The 22,104-nt window shown below is 73.0% G+C and carries 12 protein-coding genes; 3 read left to right on the top strand and 9 right to left on the bottom strand.

What is annotated here, in order from left to right; all coding sequences use genetic code 11:
- The first annotated feature begins 113 nt into the window (after positions 1–113).
- Both ACG83_RS34990 and ACG83_RS34985 read left to right on the top strand, forming a co-directional pair.
- On the top strand, positions 114–2,513 hold the full coding sequence (locus ACG83_RS34990; RefSeq protein WP_054570523.1) for a serine/threonine-protein kinase: 2,400 nt from the start codon (positions 114–116) through the stop codon (positions 2,511–2,513).
- Between the two features lie 81 nt (positions 2,514–2,594).
- Positions 2,595–4,415 (top strand): serine/threonine-protein kinase, encoded by a 1,821-nt coding sequence (locus ACG83_RS34985; protein ID WP_054570522.1) that lies wholly within the window; start codon positions 2,595–2,597, stop codon positions 4,413–4,415.
- Between the two features lie 130 nt (positions 4,416–4,545).
- On the opposite strand, the gene ACG83_RS34980 is transcribed toward ACG83_RS34985, so the two are convergent.
- Entirely contained in the window at positions 4,546–4,908 is a 363-nt protein-coding gene (locus ACG83_RS34980; protein ID WP_054570521.1) for a hypothetical protein, read from the bottom strand.
- 617 nt (positions 4,909–5,525) lie between these two features.
- Here ACG83_RS34980 and ACG83_RS34975 point away from each other — a divergent pair.
- Positions 5,526–6,482, top strand: coding sequence for a methionyl-tRNA formyltransferase (locus tag ACG83_RS34975; RefSeq protein WP_054570520.1), 957 nt, complete (start codon positions 5,526–5,528; stop codon positions 6,480–6,482).
- A gap of 138 nt (positions 6,483–6,620) precedes the next feature.
- Here ACG83_RS34975 and ACG83_RS34970 read toward each other — a convergent pair whose 3' ends face one another.
- From ACG83_RS34970 to ACG83_RS34935, 8 genes are all read right to left on the bottom strand, one after another.
- Positions 6,621–7,562 (bottom strand): iron-siderophore ABC transporter substrate-binding protein, encoded by a 942-nt coding sequence (locus ACG83_RS34970; protein WP_063793302.1) that lies wholly within the window; start codon positions 7,560–7,562, stop codon positions 6,621–6,623.
- A gap of 298 nt (positions 7,563–7,860) precedes the next feature.
- Complete coding sequence (locus ACG83_RS34965) at positions 7,861–9,672, bottom strand: (2,3-dihydroxybenzoyl)adenylate synthase (protein WP_054570518.1); 1,812 nt, start codon at positions 9,670–9,672, stop codon at positions 7,861–7,863.
- Positions 9,669–15,110 (bottom strand): salicylate synthase, encoded by a 5,442-nt coding sequence (locus ACG83_RS47215; RefSeq protein WP_054570517.1) that lies wholly within the window; start codon positions 15,108–15,110, stop codon positions 9,669–9,671. Before ACG83_RS47215 ends, ACG83_RS34965 begins: the two co-directional genes overlap by 4 nt.
- Positions 15,107–15,367, bottom strand: coding sequence for an MbtH family protein (locus ACG83_RS34955; RefSeq protein WP_054570516.1), 261 nt, complete (start codon positions 15,365–15,367; stop codon positions 15,107–15,109). Before ACG83_RS34955 ends, ACG83_RS47215 begins: the two co-directional genes overlap by 4 nt.
- Before the next feature lie 92 nt (positions 15,368–15,459).
- Positions 15,460–17,394, bottom strand: coding sequence for an ABC transporter ATP-binding protein (locus tag ACG83_RS34950; protein ID WP_235498373.1), 1,935 nt, complete (start codon positions 17,392–17,394; stop codon positions 15,460–15,462).
- Positions 17,387–19,165 (bottom strand): ABC transporter ATP-binding protein, encoded by a 1,779-nt coding sequence (locus tag ACG83_RS34945; protein WP_054570674.1) that lies wholly within the window; start codon positions 19,163–19,165, stop codon positions 17,387–17,389. Before ACG83_RS34945 ends, ACG83_RS34950 begins: the two co-directional genes overlap by 8 nt.
- Positions 19,166–19,413: 248 nt before the next feature.
- The gene (locus ACG83_RS34940) at positions 19,414–20,532 is read right to left on the bottom strand and encodes an iron chelate uptake ABC transporter family permease subunit (RefSeq protein ID WP_083473838.1); all 1,119 of its coding nucleotides are present in this window, start codon (positions 20,530–20,532) and stop codon (positions 19,414–19,416) included.
- An 83-nt stretch (positions 20,533–20,615) separates the two neighbouring features.
- A complete protein-coding gene (locus ACG83_RS34935) occupies positions 20,616–21,692 on the bottom strand; it encodes an iron ABC transporter permease (protein ID WP_054570672.1) in 1,077 nt (358 codons plus the stop codon).
- Positions 21,693–22,104 lie beyond the last annotated feature (412 nt).

The following is a 22,104-nucleotide window of genomic DNA, read 5'->3' as shown; positions in this document are numbered from 1 at the left end:
GAGCCGGCCTGGACCGGGCCGCACCGGGCCCCGACCAGCATGCCCCACTGACGGGAGGTGTACCGGGTGTGATCCCATGGGGATGATGGAGCGCCGAGCGGAGAGGACTGCCGATGCCAGGCGAGCGCCGTGACGCTCCCGATCCAGCCGCTCCACGCGTGCTCATCGGGCGCCGGTACCGGCTCGACGGTGTGATCGGCCGTGGCGGCTTCGGTGTCGTGCACCGCGCGACGGACGAGCTGCTGCGCCGGCAGGTGGCCGTCAAGGAGGTGCTGCTACCCACCGACGGCAGCGAACAGGAGCGGGAGCTCGCCCGGGAACGGGTGCTGCGCGAGGCCCGCGCCGCGGGCCGGCTGCATCACCCGGGCGCGGTGGCGGTGCTCGACGTCATCTCCGAGGGCGACCTGCCGTGGATCGTGATGGAGCTCGTCGACGGGCAGGCCCTGTCGAAGATCATCGATGAGCGCGGGGCGCTGAGCGTCGCCGAGGTCTGCCGGATCGGGATCAGTCTCGCCTACGCCCTGGAGGCGGCGCATCGGCTGGGCATAGTCCACCGCGACGTCAAGCCGAGCAACGTGCTCGTGACCGGCGATCAGCGGGCACGGCTCACCGACTTCGGCATCGCCGTCAGCCACGGCGACCCCCGGCTGACCACCACCGGGATGGTCCTGGGCTCACCCGCCTACCTGTCACCCGAGCGCGCCCGCGGCGACGCCGGGACGGCCGCGAGTGACCGCTGGGGGCTCGGCGCCACCCTGTTCACCAGTGTCGAGGGTGCCTCCCCGTTTCCCGGTGGCGATCCGATCGCCGTGCTCGCGGCGGTGGTGCAGGGCCGCCGCCGGCCCTTCCAGGCCGCCGGGCGGCTCTCGCCGGTCATCGACGAGCTGATGGCCCCGAGCGAGGCTCATCGCCCGAGCCTGGCCACGGTGCGCGCACGGATGCGCGAGATCCTGGAGCAGGAGGAGCGCGGCCGCCCGCATCGCACCCGCAGCCGCCCGGCCCGCCCGCCGGTGTCGACCGCCACCCCACCGCCGCCGGGGGTCGCGGCCGCCCTCGCACCACGGCCGGAGCCGGCGCCGACGATGGTCCTCGGGGCAGCGGAGGAGACCGTGCTGACCAGCCGGCCGACGGCCGGCGCCGCCGTGCCCCCGCCAGCTGTCGCCGCTCCTGGCACGACTGGTGCTCCTGGCACGGCTGGCGCTCCTGGCACGGCTGGTGCTCCTGGCACGGCTGGAGGCCCTGCGGTCGCGGGGTCGGAGACGACCGTGCTGCGGCCTCGTGGGGATGGGCCGCCGTCGCCGTCCCGGTTCGCGAGCCGCCTGGAACGGGTCCGTGCGATGGACCGGCTGCGCGCCGCCGCACCCGACCGCAACCGCGACGCGGACAGGACACGCCAGACCGACCGGCTGCGCGGACTCGAACGCATGCGGGCACTCGGCGGGATACCGGCACGGGTGCAACAGGCCTCCCAGCAGGCTCCGGCGGCTGACACCGCCGCAGCCGCGGCCACCCCGCCCGCCGCCACGGTGACGGCCGCCCCGGCCGACTCCACGGCTGTGATCTTCGCGCCCTCCGCCGCACCGGCACCGGTCATTTCCTCGGCGCCCGAGGGCCCCCGCGGGACGCCGGCCACGACGGCCCCAGCCTCCGGTGCGGTTCCGGCCTCCGGTGCGGTTCCGGCCGCGAGCGTGGACGCGACAGTCGCCGTGAAGCCGAGGGCCCTCGAACCCAGGGCCACGGCAGCACCCCCGGACACGAGCACGGCCGCCGACACAGCCGCGGCTTCGGCCGGGTCCGGGCCTGGAGCCGCGGCCAGGGAGACGGCCGCGAGCTCTCCCGCGGAAACGGGCACGGCGACACGGACGGGCCCCCGGCGGCGCACTGTGATGCTGGTCGCGACCACGCTGGTCGTTGTCTGCGCGGTGATCGCCATCCTCGTCGCCCGCGGCGGCGGCACGGACGAGGATTCCGGGTCCGCACCCGCTCCGACCTCGACGGTCGATCCGCGGGCCGCAGCCGTCGCGGCGGGAGGCGCCGTCGCGACCGATTCCACCCCGGTCGTTCCGGCCGCCGGCTGGGTCGGCTACACCGACCCGAGCGGGTGGTCGATCGCCTACCCGGCGACGTGGGAAAGCCGGCCGGGCCGCGGAGGCACGGGGAACATGGACTTCGTGGATACTGAGACTGGTACTTTCATGCGCATCGGAAGTATCGCGACGGCGAACACCTCGGCCATCGAGGACTGGCGCCGGAACGAGACAAGCTTTCGAGACCAGGTGAGGGACTACCAGCGGGTACGGATCGAACCGGGCGACGGGGCTGACGGCGCACGGCAGGCCGACTGGGAGTTCACCTACACCTCCAGTGGTGGGGGGACGGTGCATGTGCTCAACCGTGGCGCAGTGCGAAACGGGCATGGCTACGCTCTGTACTGGCACACGCCCGAGGAGCTGTGGGCGACGAACCAGCCGCTCATGCAGCAGCTCTTCTCGACGTTCAGGCCGGCGTCGTGAGTTGCCCGGTGTCCGGATTCCGTCCGCCTGACGAGCGGGGTAGCGTGTGCTCCGATCAATTCGTCTGTCAGACTTGAATCGATGGCCAGATCGGCGAGCGTGCCCCCGGATACCTCTCGGCACGGCACACCGCGCTACGTAGCGCAGCGCTACCGCCTTGACGCCCCCATCGGGCGCGGCGGTGCCGGCGTCGTGTGGCGCGGCGAAGATGAGCTGCTGCAGCGTCCTGTCGCCATCAAGGAAATTCTCGTGCCGATGGCTGGCGCGCAGGCGGAGCGGGATGCGATCCGAGCCCGCGTGCTACGCGAGGCACGGGCGCTGGCCAGGTTGCACAGCCCGGCGATCGTCTCCGTCTTCGACGTCGTCGAGGAGCATGAGCGGCACTGGATCATCATGGAGCTCATCGACGCGGACAGCCTCGGTGACACCATCAAGAACCACGGTCCGCTGCCCTTCGACCAGGTCGCGGCGATCGGTCTCGCGCTGGCCGACGCGCTGGCGGCGGCGCATTCGGCCGGTGTGCTGCACCGTGACGTGAAGCCGGGCAACGTGCTGCTCGGGCGGGACAACCGGGTCCGGCTCACCGACTTCGGCATCGCGGCGACCGAGGGCGACGTCACACTGACCGGCACCGGCGCGCTCGTCGGTTCCCCGGCCTACATCGCCCCCGAGCGGGTCCGCGGTTCGTCCGGTACGCCGGCGAGCGACCTGTGGGGCCTGGGCGCGACCCTTTACTCCGCGGTCGAGGGCTGCCCGCCCTTCGAGGGTCCGGAGACCTACGCCGTGCTGAGTGCGGTGGTCGAGGGCCGCCGCCGGCCGTTCCGTCTGGCCGGACCGCTGCGCGGGCTGCTCACCGATCTGCTCGACCGCCCCGCGGAGCTCCGCCCGGACGTCGAGGAGATCCGCCGCCGGCTGACGCCGATCGCGCGTAACGCCACGCCCGTCCCGGCGGTCGTGACGAATCCGCGCAGCCGCCCGGCCGAGCCGTCCGACGACCTCGTCGCCTCCGATGACGGCCTGGAGAACCTGTCCGCTCCGTCCGCTCCGTCCTTCCCGCCCCAGGGGGAGCAGCAGGCGGCTCCGGCGGCAGACATCGGCGTGACCGACCGGCTGCCGGCCGGCCACGAGATCACCCCCGTGCCGTCGGTTCCAGGCCTGCCCGGAGGCGACGACGAGCTGACGGCGGTCGGTCTCTCCCCGGTCAGCGGCCCGAACCCGACCGCGTCCACCGGCCCGCATGACGATCTCACCCAGATCGGGCCGCTGGCTCCGGCGCCGGACCTGTTCGACCAGGATGACGCGAACCTGGCCGCCGGGCTGCTGAGCCTGGATCGGGATGCCGCACGCGACCGTGAGCGCGGCGATCGCACCGGTCGCGCGCCGGTCTCCCACCGCGCGTCGTCCACCGGTCGCGGCGATCATCGCGGCGAGACGGGCCGCGGCGCCGGCTCGGGACGCCGGCCCCCACTCGTCGTGATCATCGCCGGCGGAGCGGCGGCCGCCCTGGCGGGTCTCGCGATCCTGCTGACCGTGCTGCTCACCGGCGGCAAGGACCCGGCGCAGGGAACCGACGTCGACAACGTCACGCCATCGCCGTCGGCCACACCCGCGCAGGGAATCCTCGCTCCGGCCACCGACGAGGCGACCGTCGAGCCGACGCCGACACAGACGCGGTCGACCTATCGCCCGCGGCGGACGACGACTCCCACCCCGGAGGCGACCCAGCCGCCGATCAACGAGCCCCCGCCGGAGACGACCCCGCCGGTCAAGGTGTCGCCGCCGTCGACGCCGGCCACCACGCCCGCGAGCACGCCGCCGGTGACCCGCAGCCCGGATGCGCCGTCCACGCAGACCGGGGGCCCGACGGGCTCGCCGTCGGGCAGCCCCCCGCCTGGCTTCTGAGAATCGGTCCGCGAGAGCCGGGATCAGCGTGGCCCGCCGGCCCGGCCCTCGCGGCGGCCGGCTGGCCACCCCGGCGACAGCCAGCACGGCAGCCGGCACCGGCAGCGGCGGTTGGCGCCAGCAGCGCCGCTCAGAGCTGGCGGCGCGGCATGAGGTCCTGTGCCTGCAGCGTTCTCAGCAGGTCCTCCGGGTTCACGACGATGCGGCCGGTGCAGGCCCGTGGTGCCCCCGCCTCGTCGTACTCGAGCTCGACGGGCAGGCGGTAGAAGGTCGCCAGGTGCCGGGACAGCTCGAGCAGGCGTCCTTCGAGCTCCCGACTCGTCCGCCAGCGGTCCTCGTCGTGGGGTGTGTCCGGAACCCCCTCCTGCTGGAGGCGGTGGCTGCGGCACAGACCGTCCGGGTCGCTGGCGAGTGCCCGCTTGCCACACCGGTGGACGGCGTAGCCACGGCCTCCGCCCATGACTGTCGCGGTGCAACGGTCACGGTCCCGCATGTCGATCGAGCTCCTGTCTCCCCCGACAGCCCGGCGGCCTGGCGGCCTGGCGGCCAGGCACCTGGCGGCCTTGCCGCCGCCCGCCGGTCCCGCACGTCAGGCTATGAGGCCATTCGGGGTATTTCCGCAGGTCAGGCGCTGAATTCACCGCACCGTCACAGACCAGCACGGAGACGACCGAATCCGTCCCGGACGACCACCGCGGGCTCTTCTCAACGTGACCGGCCCCGCCGAACCGGCGGACCGCCGCGACCGGCGCCGGACACCACGATCACTTGACATACCGTGGCAACAGCCATCAACATAGGTAAGCCTCACTTAAGCGGGGATTTCCTCCCTTCTGCCGCTTCCCTCGCGCACCAGGAACCACCGGATCGGCCAGGCCGTCTCCAGGGCCGCGTTGACCGCTCCAGGGCCGTGTCGACGTTGTGGCGTTGTGGCGTTGTGGCGTTGTGGCGCGCCCTGCCGTATGGCCGTTCCGCCGTCTTCAGCCCCGCCGCACCAGCTCTTCCAGCCCCATACCGGACGCCAGGGCCCAGTCCGGCTACCGGCATGCCCTGATGCCCCTGATGTATCAGCAAGATCCCTGTTCGCAGACCAGAGGAGAAAAACAAGACATGCGGGTCGTAATGTTCGGATACCAGACCTGGGGGCATCGCACGCTGCAGGCTCTTCTCGACTCCCATCACGACGTCGCCCTGGTCGTGACGCATGAGAAGAGCGACCACGCGTACGAGAAGATCTGGGATGACTCGGTGGCCGACCTCGCCACCGAGCACGGCGTTCCCGTGGCGATTCGCAACCGGCCTGACGACGAGGACCTGCTGTCGCTGCTCAAGGAGACCGACCCCGACGCCATCGTCGCCACCAACTGGCGGACCTGGATTCCGCCGCAGGTCTTCAACCTGCCGCGGCTGGGAACGCTGAACATCCACGACTCGCTGCTGCCCTCCTACGCCGGGTTCGCGCCGTTGATCTGGGCGCTGATCAACGGCGAGCCCGAGGTGGGCGTGACGGCGCACATCATGAGCGACGAGCTCGACGCCGGTGACGTCGTCCTGCAGCACCGGGTGCCGGTCGGCCCGCGTGACACCACCACCGACCTGTTCCACCGCACCCTCGCGCTGTTCGGGCCGATGGCGGTGGAGGGCCTGGACCTGATGGCCAGTGGCCGCACCGACTGGGCTCCCCAGGACCGTTCGAAGGCCAGCTTCTTCCACAAGCGCTCAGAGCGGGACAGCCTCATCGACTGGACCTGGACCGCCGAGGAGCTCGACCGGCTGGTGCGCGCCCAGTGCGACCCCTACCCCAACGCGTTCACCTACCGCAACGGCGAGCGGGTCCGCATCGTCTCCGCCGAGGTCTCCAAGGGCTGCTATGGCGGCACCCCTGGACGGATCTTCATCCGCGAGGGCGACGGTGTGGTCATCGTCGCGGGCGCGCAGGCACGGCATGGACGCAGCCACGGCCTGCTGATCCGCACCGTGCGCCTGGACGACGGCCGCGAGCTGGCGGCGGCGGACTACTTCACGACGATGGGCGGGTACCTCACCGACCGCGCCCAGGTCTCCTAGGTCTCCGGCAGCGAAACCGGGCGGCACGCACTTGTCTGCGTACCGCCCGGTTCCGCGTTCATTCGGTGCTGTGCCTACTTATCCGTGCCGTGTCCTTATCCGTGCCGTGTCCTTGTCCGTGCCGTGCCGACCGGCACGTCAGCCGGAGGTGCCGGCGACCTTCTCGAGGGTCGACTCAAGCTGCTCGAGCTGCCACGGGATGTTCAGGATGGTCGGGTTGTTGACCGCACCCGCGGTGAAGGCGTCCACCTCCAGCGCACGACCGTCCACGACCGCCGGAATCTTCTTGAACAGGTCGTTCGCGTCCATCTGGGTGCGCAGCTCGTCCGTGGCGTACCCGATCAGCAGGAAGTCGGCGTCGAGCTCGCCGACCTTCTCCAGGCTCAGTTCGCGGTCGACGACACTGGCCGTCACCTTCGGCGAGAGCTTCATGCCGAGCTGGGAGTACAGCTGGATGGAGACGGTCTCCGGGTCGTCGATCACCGCGAGGCCGTTGGCGTCGTAGTAGAAGCTGTAGCTGAATGTCTTGTCCTTCAGCCCGGGAAGCTTCGCCGCGGTGTCGGTGATGCTCTTCTCGGTGGCGGCGACCGCTTTGGCGACGTCGGCCTCACGCCCGACCGCCTTGCCGATCGTCGTGCTGACCTCCTGCCAGGTCGCGATGCCGGCCTCGGTCTTGTAGGCGACCGTCGGCGCGATCTCGGAGAGCCGGTCGTAGTAGTCCTCGAGCCCGTAGAAGTTGGTGGCGAGGATGAGGTCGGGCTTCAGCGAGGCGATCTGCTCGAGGTTGAGGTCGCTGCTGGTGTCCAGACCCGTGCTCTTGGCAAGGTCAATCCTGCCGTCGAGCCAGGGGAACTTCCCGTCTTCCTTGTAGGGGTTCGTGGCGTAGGCGATCGGCGTGATGCCGAGCGTCGCCAGCGTGTCCTCTTCGTAGCTCAAGGCGATGATTCTCGTCGGCGCCTTGTCAATCGTCGTCGAACCGAACTTGTGCTCGATGGTTACCGGGAAACCGGCGGCCGCCGCGGTATCCGTCTGGGTCGAACCGCTGTCGTCGTCATCCCCACAGGCCACCAGCCCGGTCATGACCGCACCGGCAACACACAGTGCTGCCAGTGTGCGCGCTATTCCCCGCACTACAGTCCTCAGCCTTCCGCCTTCGCCACGCCAGCGCGACGATTCGCTTGATCGAATAAAATTTTGGTTAGCTTAACCTAAATCGTTGCCGGCACAACAGGTGCGATCAAGCCGAAATGCACCTGGCGCGGGTCAGGGCCGGCCACATGTTCGCTGTCTTCGGGAGCAGGTCAGTAGGTCGCGGGCAGGCCTCGACGTGCGTACGTCGGGCGCAGCCCGCACCGGGCGGGTCGGCGACGTGAAGGGCTCACCGGTCGAGCCGGTCGAGCCGGTTCCGCAGCTCCCGTTTGTCGATCTTTCCGACGGCGGTGTAGGGGAACCCGTCCATGACCTCGAGCCGGTCGGGAAGCATGAACCGGGCCAGGCCGCGGTCCCGCAGATAGTTCTTGATCTCCTTGAGCCGGGGCGCCCCACCGGGGGCCGCGACGACGACCGCGCAGACGCTCTCCCCGACATCGGGGTCGGGCAGCCCGACGACCGCCACCTGGGCGACCGCGGGATGGGTCTGCAGGTGCTCCTCCAGCTCGCCGGCCGAGACGTTCTCCCCGCCGCGGTTGATCACGTCCTTGACCCGGCCCTCGACCACCAGATGCCCGGTGGGCAGCTGACGCACGAGGTCGCCGGTGCGGAAGAAGCCGTCGGCACCGAAGACGGTCGCGTTGTGCGCCGCGGCCCGGTAGTACCCGCGGATGGTGTAGGGCCCGCGGGTCCACAGCTCACCGACCTGGCCGGCCGGCACCTCGTACCCCGACCCGTCGAGCACCCGGACCTCGTCCGCCTCGGCCAGCGGCCGGCCCTGGGTGGTGAAGACGGTCTCGTCGGGGTCGTCGAGGCGGGTGTAGTTCAGCAGCCCCTCGGCCATCCCGAAGACCTGCTGGACGCCGGCCCCGAGCGTCGGCGTGATCCGCCGGGCGAGGCCCTCGTCGAGCTTGGCGCCGCCCACCTGGAGCAGGCGCAGGCTGGTGGTGTCCGGCCCCTCCCACCCGGCCGCCTCGACCCACAGCCGCGCCAGCGGCGGGACGGCCGCGGTGACCGTCACCCGCTCCCGGCTGATCAGGTCGAAGACGGCGTCCGGGCTCGACGACAGCGCCATCACCGCCGCCGCACCCACGGTGAACGCGCCGAGGATCCCCGGGCAGGCCAGCGGGAAGTTGTGCGCCGCCGGCAGCGCGACCAGGTAGACGTCGGCGGCGGTGAGCCGGCACACCTCGGCGCTGGCCCGGGCGTTGTAGGCGTAGTCGCGGTGGGTGCGCGGGATCAGCTTCGGCTTGCCGGTCGTTCCGCCGGAGATGAGCAGCACGGCGATGTCGCCCGGATCCCGCCCGGGGACGGTGGCCCCGCCAGCGGTAGCCCCGCCAGCGGTGGCCCCGTCTGCGGTAGCCCCGTCTGCGGTAGCCCCGCCTGCGGTGGCGTCGGCGGAAGGCGCGGCGGCCAGCCGGGCAGAGCGGCCCGCAGCGGACAGCGCGTCGAGGCCCGTGTACGGACCGGGCTCGCCCGCGACCAGGACGTGCCGCACCGACGGCACCGCCTCGGTCACCTGACGGGCCAGCTCCCGGTAGTCGAAACCTTCGAACCGGTCGGCGATGACATACCCGACGGCGCCGGCCAGGCTCGCGAAGTGCTCGATCTCCACCCGCCGGTGGGCCGGCAGCGCGAGGACGCCGATCGCGCCGCGGCGCATCAGCGCGAACAGCGTCGTCACGAACTCGGCGCGGTTCGGCAGGTGCACCACCAGGTGGTCACCGGGGCCGATGCCGAGCGAGGCGAGCCCCGCGGCGAGGTCGTCCACCGCCTCGTCGAGCTCGGCGTAGCTGATTCGCCGGTCCCCGCAGACCAGTGCGGTGGCCGGCCCGGACCGGCGGGCCCACTCCCGCAGCAGCTCGTCCAGCGTCCGGTCGCCCCAGTAGCCGGCCTCCTGGTACCGCTCGACGAACTCCGCCGGCCACCGGTTCCACCCCGGGTCCGCCGCGCCGTCGCCGGGCTGGCCACCAGGCTGGCGGTCAAGGTGGGCGTCGAGCTGGCCGTCGGGCCGGTTCGTCGTCGTCGACGGGACGGTCACCGTGCGCCTCCCGGTTCGTCGAGTCCCGGTTGTTCGTCGAGTCCCGGTTCGTCGAGTCCCGGTTCGTCGAGTCCCGGTTCGTCGAGTCCCGGTTCGGCGAGGTCCGTCGCCTCGCCGCCGAGCGCGGCGGCCACCTCCGCGTCGGTCATCGCCGCGATCTCCAGGGCGATCGCGGCGACCCGGTCCGCCCGGCCCGGGACGGGGTCGGCGGCCCGGATCCGCTCGGCGAGCGTCGCGACGGTCGGCGCCGCGAACAGGGAGCGGACGGTGACCGCGGCGGTGTCCAGCTCGTCACGCAGCCGCCGCACCACGGCGGTGGCCAGGACGGAGTCACCGCCCAGCGCGAAGAACTCGTCGGTGACGCCGAACTCCGGCACGCCGAGCACCTCGCGCCAGACGTTGAACACGACCTGTTCGAGATCGCCGCGCGGCGGGGTGTGCTCCCCCGTGCCAGCGCCCAGAGCATGGCGCACGGCGGCCGTCACCGCCTTGCGGTCGATCTTCCCGTTCGCGGTGAGCGGGAGGGTGTCGAGCGTGACCACCAGGTCGGGCACCATGTGCGGCGGCAGCATCCCGCGCAGGCCCTCCCGCACCGCGGTGGCCAGCTCCGTACCCGCCAGCCCCGTACCCGCCAGCTTCGTACCCGCGGCGTCGGCGCCCACCGCGTCGCCGCCCGCGGCGTCGGCGGGGACCACGCCGGCTCCGAGCGCGGCGGGGTGGCCGGCGGCGCCCTCGACGAGCACCGCCACGCCGGCCCGCACCTGTGCCAGCGTGTCCAGCGCGGCCTCGACCTCACCGAGCTCGACCCGGAAGCCTCGGATCTTGACCTGGTGGTCGCGTCGGCCCAGGAACTCGACCGTCCCGTCCGGCTGGTAGCGGGCCAGGTCACCGGTGCGGTACCAGCGCAGGCCGCCGTGTTCGACGAACCGGTCCGCGGTCCGCTGCGGGTCCCCCAGGTACCCGCGGGCGACCCCGTCGCCGCCGATCCACAGCTCGCCGGTGACGTGGTCGGGGCAGTCCCGGCCGAGCGGGTCGACCACCCGCAGCCGCACGTTGCGCAGCGGCGTGCCATACGGCACCGAACGCCACCAGTCGGGCACCGGCTCGGTGCCGACGACCTCGCAGATCGTCGAGTGGATGGCCGTCTCGGTGGTGCCGCCGAGACCGAGGAAGCGGCAGCCGGGCACCGCGGCGTCCAGCCGGCCGGGCAGGTCGACACCGACCCGGTCGCCGCCGAGCAGGACCGCCCGCAGCGTCGGGCCGAGGTCCACCCCGGTGGACAGGACGAGGTCGAGCACGGTGGGAACGCAGTTGAGGATGGTCACCCGGTGATCCCGGACGAGCTCGGCCCACCGGTGCGCCTCCCGGCGCGACTCCTCGTCGAGCAGCACCACCGCACCGCCGACCGACAGCGGCGCGAACAGGTCGAACACGGACAGGTCGAAGTCGAGGGCCGACACCGCCAGCGTGCGGTCGTCGACACCGAGGCCGAGCCGGTCGATCAGGTCCTCGATGGTGTTCGCCGCGGCCCGGTGCCCGACCTCGACCCCCTTGGGCTGGCCGGTCGACCCGGACGTGAACAGCACGTAGGCAGGCCGGTCCAGCCCGCCGAGCTCCGCGGGCGCCAGCAGATCCGGCACCGGCAGCGGCTGCACAGCCGGGTCGGGCCGGGCGGCCTGGTCGGGGGCGATCTGGACGACGCCGGCGGGGACCCCGTCCCGCGGCGCGTCGGTGATCAGGACGCCGAAGCCGGCGGCGGTGGCGATGCGCTCCACCCGGGTGGGCGGCTGCTCGACGCCGACCGGCACGTATGTCGCGCCCGCGGCCAGCACGCCGAGCACGGCGACCACCTGGGACGGCCCCTTGGGCAGGCTGACACCGACCAGGTCACCGCGGCGCACGCCGTGACCGACCAGCGCGCCGGCCAGGCTCAGCGCCTGGCGCCGGAGCTCGCCGTAGCTGAGCTCGCCCCGGCCGGGCGCGCCGGCGGTGTCGTCCCACACCAGCGCGGGCGCGTCGGGGGCGCAGACGGCCCGCTCGAAGAACCCCTCGTGCAGCAGCCGGGTCGGCACCCGCCCCGCGGTCTCGTTCACCGCCCGGCGGATCTCACTGGTCGCCGCGGGCAGCAGGCCGTCCACAGGGACGTCCCAGGCCTCCCCGGCAGTGGCGAGATCCCGGACGAGATGTTCGAAGGCACCGAACATCCCGTCGACGGCGCCGGGCGGAAACTCGTCCTCACGGACGTCCCAGTTGATCAGCAGGCCGCCGTCGATCTCGGTGACCTGCGCGTCCAGGAGCACCTGCGGGCCCTGCGAGATGATCCAGACCGGGTCGCCGAAGAGGCGGCGCACACCGGCGTCGAACAGCTCGCCGAGCCCGAGGGCGCTGGTGAACACGACCGGCGCGAGCACCTGCTCACCGGTGCGGCGGGTCAGGTCGCGCAGCACCTCGACGCCCGAGTACTCGGCGTGCGCGGCGTCGGCGTGCAGCCGCGCCTGGATCTGGCGCACCCGGGCCGCGAACGGCAGGTCCTCGGTGACGTCGACCTCCAGCAGCACCGAGCTGGTGAAGTCGCCGACGACCTGGTTGATGTCGGGGTGGACCGGCTCCCGGTCGAACATCGGGACGTTGAGGACGAACCTCGACTCGGTGCTCCACCCGGCGAGGACCTCGGCGAACGCGGTGGCCACGGCCATCGCCGGGGTGACGCCCCGGCTGTGCGCGGCCGCCCGCAGGGCGTCCCGGGACGCCGGCGGGAGGACGAAGTGGCGTCGTGCCACCGACGGCCGTCCCCGCCTGCCGGCGCCGTCGGCGACCCGGGGCAGGCCGGGGGCACCGGGCAGGCTCGGCAGTCGGCCCTGCCACCACTCGGCCGCCGCTCGGGCCGCGGCGGTGCGCTCGGCCGCCCGCGCGGCGCGGTACTCGCGGTAGCTGTAGCCCAGCGGCGGGAGAACCTCCTGCGGCTGATCGTAGAAACGGGCGAGGTCGGCCAGCAGGACGCGGAAGCTCACCGCGTCGGCGGCGACCATGTCGACGTCCAGGTGCAGCCGGGTGCGCCCCGCGGGCAGCAGGCTCAGCTCGGTCGCAAAGACCTCACCGGACTCGATGTCGAGCATCTCGTGCGACATCCGGTCCCGGATCTGGTCGAGGCGGGCCCGCACCGTCGGCTCGTCGAGGGCACGCAGGTCATGGACGGTGAGCCCACGCCAGCCCGAGTGCTCCTCGACGATCTGGGCACCGTTGTCGGTGACCCGCACACGGAGCATGTCGTGCCGGGCCACCAGCCGCTCGATGGCGCCGCGCAGCCGGTCGGGGTCGACGTCCTGGCCGTCGAACTCGGTGAAGAGGTGCGCGGCGACCTCGCCGAGCGGCTGGCCGCCGTCCCGGCCGACCCAGTAGGCGTGCTGCATGAGCGCGAGCGGGAACTCGGCGTCGTCGGCATCCGTGTCGGCGTCGTCAGTGCCGGTACCGGTACCGGTACTGAGGCTGAGGTCGACGCCGGGCGCGAGGCCGGCGTCGGCGGCGGTGTCACCGTCCACAGCGGCGGCGGCTTCGGCAGGGTCCCCGACGGGGCTCGGCGAAACCGCCGCGACAGGATCACCGGCAGGCGGCGCCCCCGCGGGCGGCAGCCCGGCAGGCGCGATCCCGGCAGGCGGTGTCGTCACGGCGGAGGGTGCGCCGGCGGGAGGTGCGTCCGGTGCCGGGGCGCTGGGCATCCGGGCGGAGAGGATCTTGAACCAGCCGTCCACGGTCGGGTTCTCGGCGAGCTCGCCGAACGAGACCGCGACCCCGGCCTGCCGCCAGCGTCCGACCGCCTTCATCAGGGCGATGGACTCCAGTCCCAGCTCGAACAGGTTCGCCTCGTAGCCGACGTCCTCGGGCTCCTCGTCGAGCATCCGCGCCACGATCGCGCGGACCGCGTCGATGTCCTGGGCCAGCGCAGGCCCGGCGGCCGCCGCGGCGGCCACGGTCCGCGGAGCCGGTGCGGCCGGCACGACCGACACCGGCTGCACGGCCGGCACGGACTGCACGGCCGGCGCGGCCTGCGCAGCTGGCGCGGCCGCGACGAGGAAACGGCTGACGCTACGCAGCTTCTCCCGGGTCTCCTCCGCCTCACGGTCGGGCTCGGACTGGGCGACGATGCCGGCGCCGGCCCGCAGCCACGTCCGGCCCTCGTGCTGGAAGACGGTGCGCAGGACGAGTGCCGCGTCCAGGGACCCGTCCGCGTCGACGGTGAGCACCGCCCCGCTGTAGAGGCCACGCGGTTCGCTCTCGTACCCGGTGATCGCCTCGCAGGCGGCTGCCTTCGGCACCCCGGAGGCGGTGATCGACGGGAAGACGGTCCCGAAGGCGTCCCAGGCGTCGCGGCCGACGGCGAGGCGCCCGGCGACGCGGGAGGCCAGGTGCTGGACGCTGCCACGTTCGAGCACGGTCATGAACTCGTCGACGGCGACCGAGCCGGGCCGGCAGAAGCGACGAAGCTCCTCCTGGCAGGCCTGCACCGAGACGGCGTGCTCGTAGATCTCCTTCGGGTCGGAGAGCAGCACGTCACGCAGCCCGCGGTCGGTGGCGGCGTCGCCGGTGAGCGCCCGGGTGCCGGCCAGCGGCTGGGTGGAGACGAGGCCGTCGGCGCTCACCTCGACCACGGTCTCCGGGCTGAAGCCGGTCGCACGCAGGTAGCCGACGTCCAGCAGGAAGGAGCGTGCCGGGGTGTTCCCGGCCCGGCCCGCCTCGTAGGTGGCGACCAGGTCGATGTCGCCCTCGACGGGGACGACCCGGGAGAGGATCACCTTGCGCAGCCGTTCGGCGTGGATGTCGGCGACGGCCGCGGCGACGGCCTGCCGGTACCCGTCGACGCCGTGCTCGAGGTCGGCGACGGCGAGTGGTCCGGCGGCGCTCGGGGCGTCGACGGCATCGCCCGTGACCAGTTCCGCCAGCGCCGCCAGCTCTGCCAGCGCCGCCTGCTCGGCCGAGTCGGCCAGCCCGCCCGTCGCCGGTGGGATGACGGCCGCCGCCAGGGTGCGCAGGGTCGCGGCACCGTCGACGAGCCGAGCCTCCTGCCGGGGCACGATCAGGTGCAGCAGCGGTGCGTCCCCGGCCGGCACGGCGAGGCCGGCGAGCAGGTGGCTGAGCTCGAAGGCCGCCCAGCCGTAGGCCCGCCAGCCGGCGATGTCGAGGCCGGCGAGGATGCCCGCGATCTGGCGCAGCGGCGCGGGACCGGTCGGCTCGACCTGCCACTGCCCGGTGCCGGTGCGGTGGCGCAGCTCGTGCGCACGCAGCTCGATCTCGGCCAGGACGCCCGTCCCGAAGGACCATTCACCCGCGCGCTCGTACACGACGAACGGGCCGGTGGCGGAGCGGGCCAGCCGGGCGGCTACGGCTGCGGGCGGCTGGCCGAACGGGACGATCCTGCGGTGGCGGTCGGGGCGGGTGGTCACCGGGAGGCTGAAGCGTCGGAGCGGGCGACTTCCCCGGCACGGGCGTCGGAATCCATCTGAGCGACCAGGCTCAGCGGACGCAGATCGGTCCAGTGGGCCTCGACGTAGTCCAGGCAGGACTGGCGTGTCTCCTCGCCGTGCACAACGGTCCAACCCGCCGGAACGGCGGCGAAGCTCGGCCAGAGGGAGTGCTGACCCTCGGAGTTGACCAGTACGAAGAAGCTCCCGCTTTCGTCATCGAAGGGATTCGTCGACATACCCGCCGTCTCCTTGATCGCACCAGAACAGTTAGGCCGACCTAAGTCGGTATAAGGTGAGGTTAGCCTAACTAATGCGGTATGACCAGCGATTACGCCGGATCGCTCACGATCGGATCGCTCTGCAGCTGGCTGGGCACGGAATGTCCCGCATCGACCAGGACGTCTCCCGCGGCATCTCCCCGGACGTCTCCGGCGACGTTTCCAGCGGTGTCACCCGAGGTGTCACCCGCGACGAGACGGCCGGAGACGAGGCGAACCCGCCGCGGCAGGCGGTCGATGGTCGCCTGCCGGTGCGCGATGACGATCAGCGTCCGCCCCGGGCGCAGGTGCTCCACCGCTGTCTCCAGCCGGCGCGCCACGTCGGGGTCCAGGTCGGCCGTGGCCTCGTCCAGCACCAGTACCGGTGGGTCGACCAGGGCCGCCCGCACCAGTCCGACGATCTGGCGCTCGCCCGCGGACAGCAGCTCACCGCGGGCGCCCAGGGACGCGTCGAGGCCACCGGGCAGTCCCGCCACCCACTCGGTCAGACCCAGCACGTCCACCGCCCGCTCCATCGCCGCGCGGTCGGGCTCGCCCGGCGCCAGCGCGAGATTCTCCGCGAGCGAGCCGGTGATGATGTGCACCTGCTGCGGCACGAGGACGACATGGCGCCGGATCTCCTCGGGCGACACGGTGCTCAGGTCGACGCCGCCGAACGTCACCACGCCCGCGTCGGGCTCGTAGAGACCGCACAGGAGCTTCGCGAGCGTCGTCTTGCCCGAGCCGGTGGTACCGACCAGCCCGGCCCGGTCTCCGGACGGGAAGCGCACCGACACCCCCCGGAGCACCTGCGCGTCCTCGTCCGTCCCGTAGCCGAACCACAGGTCCGTCGCGGCGAGCTCACCGCGCGGCGGGAGCGACACCGCACCACCACCGGCGGTGGTGGTGGGTGCGTCGGAGGCGGGCGCATCCGTGGCCGACGCGGCAGTGGCGGGCAGATCGATGGCGGGAGAGTCGGTGCCAGGCGCGTCGGCGCCAGGCGCGTCGGCGCCAGGCGCGTCGGTGGCTTCCAGCAGGTCGGCCAGGCGGGCCACGCCGACCCGCGCGGTCTGCAGCTGCCCGATCAGGCGGGACAGGCCGGCCAGCCCCTCGAACAGGTTGCGGGTCGCGAGCACGAACACCACGACAGTGCCCACGCCGAGGTGGCCCGACCGGGCCAGCCACACGCTCAGCAGCAGCAGAACCGCGGTGGCCAGTCCCTCGAGCAGGCTGAAGAGCTCCAGCCGGTTCTGCGCGCCGATGGTCCGGTTGGACGCCCGCAGCAGTTCGTCGTTGTCGCGGCGGAACCGCTCGACCCACTCGCCGGGACGTCCGACGACCACCAGCGCCTCACCGGCGGCCAGCGTCTCGGTGAACGTCGCGGTCATCGTCGCGTCGGCCGAGGCCTGCCGGCCGAACGCCGTGCGGGCGACCTGGTCGAACCACCGGACCACCGCAACCGCGGCGGGGATGAACAGCACGACGAGCACCAGCGACAGCAGCGGCGAGTAGACGATCAGCAGCACCGTCGTGAGCACCACGGTGAGCCCGATGCCGAGCAGGTTCGGCAGCTGCTCGCGGATGAACAGTGCCAGGTCGGCGATCTCGCCGGTGGCCCGCCGCAGCAGGTCCCCGGTTCGGTGCGCCTCCACGAACCGCAGCGGCGCGCCCGCGAGCCGCTCCACGACGAGGTCGCGCAGGTCCTGCACCACCCGTTCGCCGGCCCGGGCCAGCAGCACCTCCGACCAGCGCAGGAGCAGCAGACGGGCGAGGACGAGCACGATGAGGCCGCCGACCGTCCACCACAGTGCCGTCCGGTCGCGGGCGATCACCGCGTCGACGCCACGGCCGATCACGGGGGCGATCCCGACCACGGCGGCGGTGCTCGCGACCGTCGCGGCCAACGCGGCGGTCAGCAGCCGGCGGTGTGGTCGCAGGTGGCGCCACGCCTGGCGCAACGCGCCCGCGGTGGCCGGGTCCTCGTGCAGCATGCGGACCTCAGCCACGGTGACCTCCGGCGGTCAGATCAGCAGCATCAGCGGACAGCTCGGCACCGCCAGGCGAATCGGCGGCAGCAGCTGCAGCAGGCGACTCGGCGCCGGCGGCCGGCTCGCGCTCGGCACCGGGCGGCGCGGTGTTGCGGGGTGGCGGTGGCAGCGTCAGCACCCGGTCGGCGGCGGCCAGCACCGCGGGCCGGTGCGACACCACGACGATCGCGCCGGTGGGATTCCATTCCCGCAGCCGGCGCAGCACCGCGGCCTCGGTCTCGACGTCCAGCGCCGAGGTGACGTCGTCCAGCACGAGGACAGCGGGACGCCCCAGCAGGCCGCGGGCGAGCGCGAGCCGTTGGCCCTGCCCGCCGGACAGCGTGCCGCCCCGCTCGCCGACCACCGTGTCGTACTGGTCGGGAAGGCTCATGATGAACTCGTCCAGCGCGGCGGCGTGGCAGGCGGCCCGCAGCTCGGCCAGCTCGATCTCGCGGCCCAGCCTCAGGTTGTCGGCGATCGTGCCGGTGAGCACGAGCGGCCGCTGCGGCACGAGGCCGATCCGGGTCAGCACCTCGGTGCGCGACGCCGCCCGCAGGTCCACCCCGCCGTAGCGGATCGTCCCCTCGGTCGGGTCCTCGATCCGGCACAGCAGCCGGGCCAGGGTGGACTTGCCCGATCCGGTCGGGCCGGTGACCGCGATGAACTCGCCGGGCGCGGCGCACAGGTCCGCCGGCCCGAGCACGTGGCGGTCGCCGTGGCGGACCACGGCGCCCTCCACCCGCAGGGCGCCGGTGGCCGGCAGCGGCACCACGGCGGCGGGGTCCTCGGCGAGCCCCGGGGTGCCGAGCACCTCGGCGATGCGCTCGGCGGCGACCCGGGCCTGGCCGCGGCCGGCGAGCAGGTCGACCAGGATGGCGATGGCCAGCGCGAGAGTCGTCATCCAGGAGGTGAAGGCGACCAGGCCGCCGATGGTCAGATCACCGCTGATGGCGGCGGCCCCGCCGATGCCCAGTCCGACCGCGATCGCCAGCCGGGGCAGCGCCGGCGGCACCGCGGACCACCAGGCCGACACCTCGGCGACCCGCAGGGACGTGCTCGTCACCGACCGGGACAGGTCGTGATGGCGGCGGACGAGCACCCGCTCGCCACCGAGCCCCCGCACCGCGGCGCTGGCCGACAGCAGGTCCTCCACCGCGTCCGCGCGGGAGCCGTGTGCCTCGGAAAGCGCCTCGTTGGCGGTGTCGTAGCGGCCGGGGAAGAACGCGTTGGCCAGCCCCACCAGCGGCACCGTCACGACGGTGACGAGCAGCAGGAGCGGGTCGAGCAGCCCGATGGCCGGCAGGACGACGACGACGGTGACGACGACCCGGACCCAGACCCCGAGGTTCTGCAGCCACAGCCGCACCAGGTCGACGTCCCGGGTGACCCGCATGACGAGGTCGCCGCGCCCGAAGCCGACCAGCGCGGGCCGGTCGAGGGTGGTCACCTTGTCGATGAGCTCGCTCCGCAGGCCGTGCGCGACCCGGTTGGCCGCGATACCCGACCACCACTGGCCACCCACCCCGCCCACCAGGAACGCGAGCGAGATACCCGCGGTGATGAGCGACCAGCGCACCGTCTGGTCGACGTCCAGCGGGGTGATGCCGTCGTCCAGGGCGTGTTGGATGCCCCAGGGCAGCACGAGCATCGCCAGCTGTTGGACGAGGGTCGCCAGCACGCCGAGAGACAGCGGACCGGGCATGGAGCGCAGCTGCGCCCACAGGACGGTGTTGCCAGCCGACATGGCCATCGCCAGGACCACTCCAGGGTGGGTGCCCGGCCCGGCCGGGAGCCGCCGCGGCGGAGCGCCCGGCGCTCGGGTGCGAGCAGAGACGGGGTCGGGACACCGGCGACGGGACAGCGGCCCGCCGCCGGGCGACCGAAACCTAAGGGAGACAACACCGATAAATTAGGTAAAGCTTAGCTAAGTACCCGGAACGGGTCAATCGATACGCCGACGTAACAGCATCCGCGCGAGCACCGTGCTCAGATCCGCGCTCAGATCCGCCGCCGCTGCCGGGCCAGCAGCCACACCAGGTAGAGACCACCGACGGCGTTCGTCGCCACCCCGACGGGCAGCTGCGAGGGAGCGAACGCCCGCTGGGCCACCAGGTCGCTGGCCACCACGAGCAGCGCGCCGAGCAGCGCCGCCGGCAGCAGCGCCGCACCCGCCGACCGCGCCAGGTGCCGCGCGAGCTGCGGCGCCGCCAGCGCGACGAAACCGATCGGGCCCGCCGCCGCGGTCGCGCAGGACGCGAGCGCCGCACCCACACCGAGCAGCGCGAGCCGGCTGCTCTCCACCGACACGCCGAGCGCCCGCGCCGTGTCGGCACCCATGGCCAGCATCGACAGCCGCCGGCTCAGGTAGAGCGCGGCCGGCAGCAGCACGATCACGGCGAACACCAGCGGGCGGACCTGCTCCCAGCTGCGCCGGCTCAGACTGCCCAGCAACCAGGTCTGGGCCGTGATCGCGTCACCGAGGGTCGCCCGCGCGATCAGGTAGGAGTTCAGGGCGGTCAGCATCGACGCCACCCCGATCCCGATCAGGATCAGCCGGGGGCCGGCGACGCCCCGCCGGAACGACAGCAGGTAGATCGCGACCGCGGTCAGCACACCGCCGGCGATCGCACCGAAGGACGTCTCGTAGACGCTGCCGTGCAGGACCAGGATCACGATCACCGCCCCGGTGGCCGACCCGGCGGTGAAACCGATGACGTCCGGGCTGCCGAGCGGGTTGGCCGTCATCGTCTGGAAGATCGCCCCGCTGACGGCCAGGGCCGCGCCGACCAGCAGGCCCGCGACCAGCCTCGGCAGCCGCAGCGTGCGGACGATGAAGTCCGTGCCGGAGCTGCCGTGCCCGAGCAGGCTGTCGACCACCTCGCGGACCGACAGGTGGTAGTCACCCGTCGTCAGGGTCAGGACGCTGACCACCAGAATGGCCACGACCAGCCCGAGGCAGACCAGCACCCCCCGGCCGTCGACGCGCAGCGACACCCGGTCACCTCGGTCGCGAAGCACCCAGCCGCGTGGCACCGCACCCCCGGGCAGGACTCCGCCCGGCAGGACTCCGCGCGCCGCTCCGGGCAGGCCTGCCGTTCCGGTCGCTCCTGTCGCCATGGACTCACCTCCCCCCACTGCCGCCCCGTTGGCTCCAGCGGCCCCGCGCGTGGTCATCGTCGCCACCGCGGGGCGTGTTCCGCTCACAATCGACCCAACCGTGCGCGCCGACACAGCACGATGAAGACCGGGGCGCCTACGAACGCGCTGACCACACCGACCTCCAGCTCGGCGGGCGCGATGATCACCCGGCCGACGACGTCGGCGGTGAGCAGCAGCACCGGGCCGAGCACGGCGGAGTAGGCCACCACCCAGCGCTGGTCCGGGCCGCAGATCGCCCGCGCGATGTGCGGGACGCCCAGCCCCACGAACGTGATGGAGCCGGCCGCCGCGGTGCCGGCACCGCACAGCAGCGCGACGGCGAGCACCCCCAGCGTCCGGGTGCGGGCCACATGGACCCCGAGACCGCGGCCGGCATCCTCGCCCATGGCCATCGCGTTGAGCGCGCCGCCGATGGCGAAGGCAACCAGCAGGCCCACGCCGATGAAGGGCACGACGACGGCGAGCTGTGGCATGTCGGCCCGGGCCAGCGAACCGACATCCCAGAAGCGCAGCCGGTCGAACGTCTCGTGGTCGAGGAAGGCGACGGCGTAGGTGAAGGCGGCGAGCACCGCGCTGAGAGCGGCGCCGGCCACGATGAGCCGTTCCGGCGCGACGGCCGCCCGGCCGGTGGCACCCAGCACGTAGACGGCGGCGGACGCGGCGGCGGCGCCGAGCAGCGCGAACCACACGTAGCCGCTGGGCGAGGTCACACCCAGGAACGACACCGCGGCGACAACCGCGGCAGCGGCCCCGAGGTTGACCCCGAGCAGGCCCGGGTCGGCGAGGGAGTTGCGGGTCAGCGCCTGCGCCAGCGCGCCGGCCACGCCCAGGCCCGCGCCGACGACGAGCCCGACGAGGGTGCGGGGAACCCGCATGTCGTGGACGATCACGGCGGCGTCGGACCGGTCGTCGTGCCACAGCACGCGCCAGACGTCCGACAGCGCCAGGTGGTTCGCGCCGACGGCGATGCTCATCAGCACGGCGCCGGCGAGCAGCACGACCGCGGCGACGAGTCCCAACGGCCGCAGCGCTCCCCGCGCCGTCCCACTCGCGGACGGGTCCGTGGACCGGCCGGCCGACGGGCCCGCGGACAGACCGGCCGACGGGCCGGTGGACATGCCCGGGCTCGCCACAGCCGCTGTGGCCGGCGCCCTGGGCCCCGCGGAAATCCCGATCACCGTTCCCCGCTCCACGACGTTATTTAGGTCAGGCTTACCTCCAGTAGTCAACACCAGTACGAATCACTCGGGTGCGCGCGGCGCCAGGAATCACGATGAGGCCTTGACCAGCCACGGAAGCAGCCCACACGATAAGTGAGGCTTACCTAAAGAGATCGGGGTTGGTAGAGGCCTTGAACACACGACGTGGACAGCGCCCGGCATCGTTGCGCAGGACTGCCGCATCCGCCGACGGCGGCGAGGAGGAAGCAGGCCTGCCACAGCGCAGCGACGACGGCGGTTCCACGACGGCAGCCGCGGTGTCGACCGCCGCAGCGACTGTGGCGTCCCAGCCGGCCATGGTGTCCCAGCC

Origin of the sequence: Frankia sp. R43, from assembly GCF_001306465.1 — a bacterium.
GTDB classification, from domain to species: Bacteria; Actinomycetota; Actinomycetes; order Frankiales; family Frankiaceae; genus Parafrankia; species Parafrankia irregularis.
The sequence above is the reverse complement of the archived record's forward strand: the minus strand, read 5'-3'. Positions and strand labels throughout refer to the sequence as shown.

Excerpts from the sequence above, each read along its gene's own strand:
- ACG83_RS34990 (WP_054570523.1), top strand. The coding sequence starts at position 114 with ATGCCAGGCGAGCGCCGTGACGCTCCCGATCCAGCCGCTCCACGCGTG.
- ACG83_RS34985 (WP_054570522.1), top strand. The coding sequence starts at position 2,595 with ATGGCCAGATCGGCGAGCGTGCCCCCGGATACCTCTCGGCACGGCACA.
- ACG83_RS34980 (WP_054570521.1), bottom strand. The coding sequence starts at position 4,908 with ATGCGGGACCGTGACCGTTGCACCGCGACAGTCATGGGCGGAGGCCGT.
- ACG83_RS34975 (WP_054570520.1), top strand. The coding sequence starts at position 5,526 with ATGCGGGTCGTAATGTTCGGATACCAGACCTGGGGGCATCGCACGCTG.
- ACG83_RS34970 (WP_063793302.1), bottom strand. The coding sequence starts at position 7,562 with ATGACCGGGCTGGTGGCCTGTGGGGATGACGACGACAGCGGTTCGACC.
- ACG83_RS34955 (WP_054570516.1), bottom strand. The coding sequence starts at position 15,367 with ATGTCGACGAATCCCTTCGATGACGAAAGCGGGAGCTTCTTCGTACTG.
- ACG83_RS34945 (WP_054570674.1), bottom strand. The coding sequence starts at position 19,165 with ATGGCCATGTCGGCTGGCAACACCGTCCTGTGGGCGCAGCTGCGCTCC.
- ACG83_RS34940 (WP_083473838.1), bottom strand. The coding sequence starts at position 20,532 with ATGGCGACAGGAGCGACCGGAACGGCAGGCCTGCCCGGAGCGGCGCGC.
- ACG83_RS34935 (WP_054570672.1), bottom strand. The coding sequence starts at position 21,692 with ATGTCCACCGGCCCGTCGGCCGGTCTGTCCGCGGGCCCGTCGGCCGGC.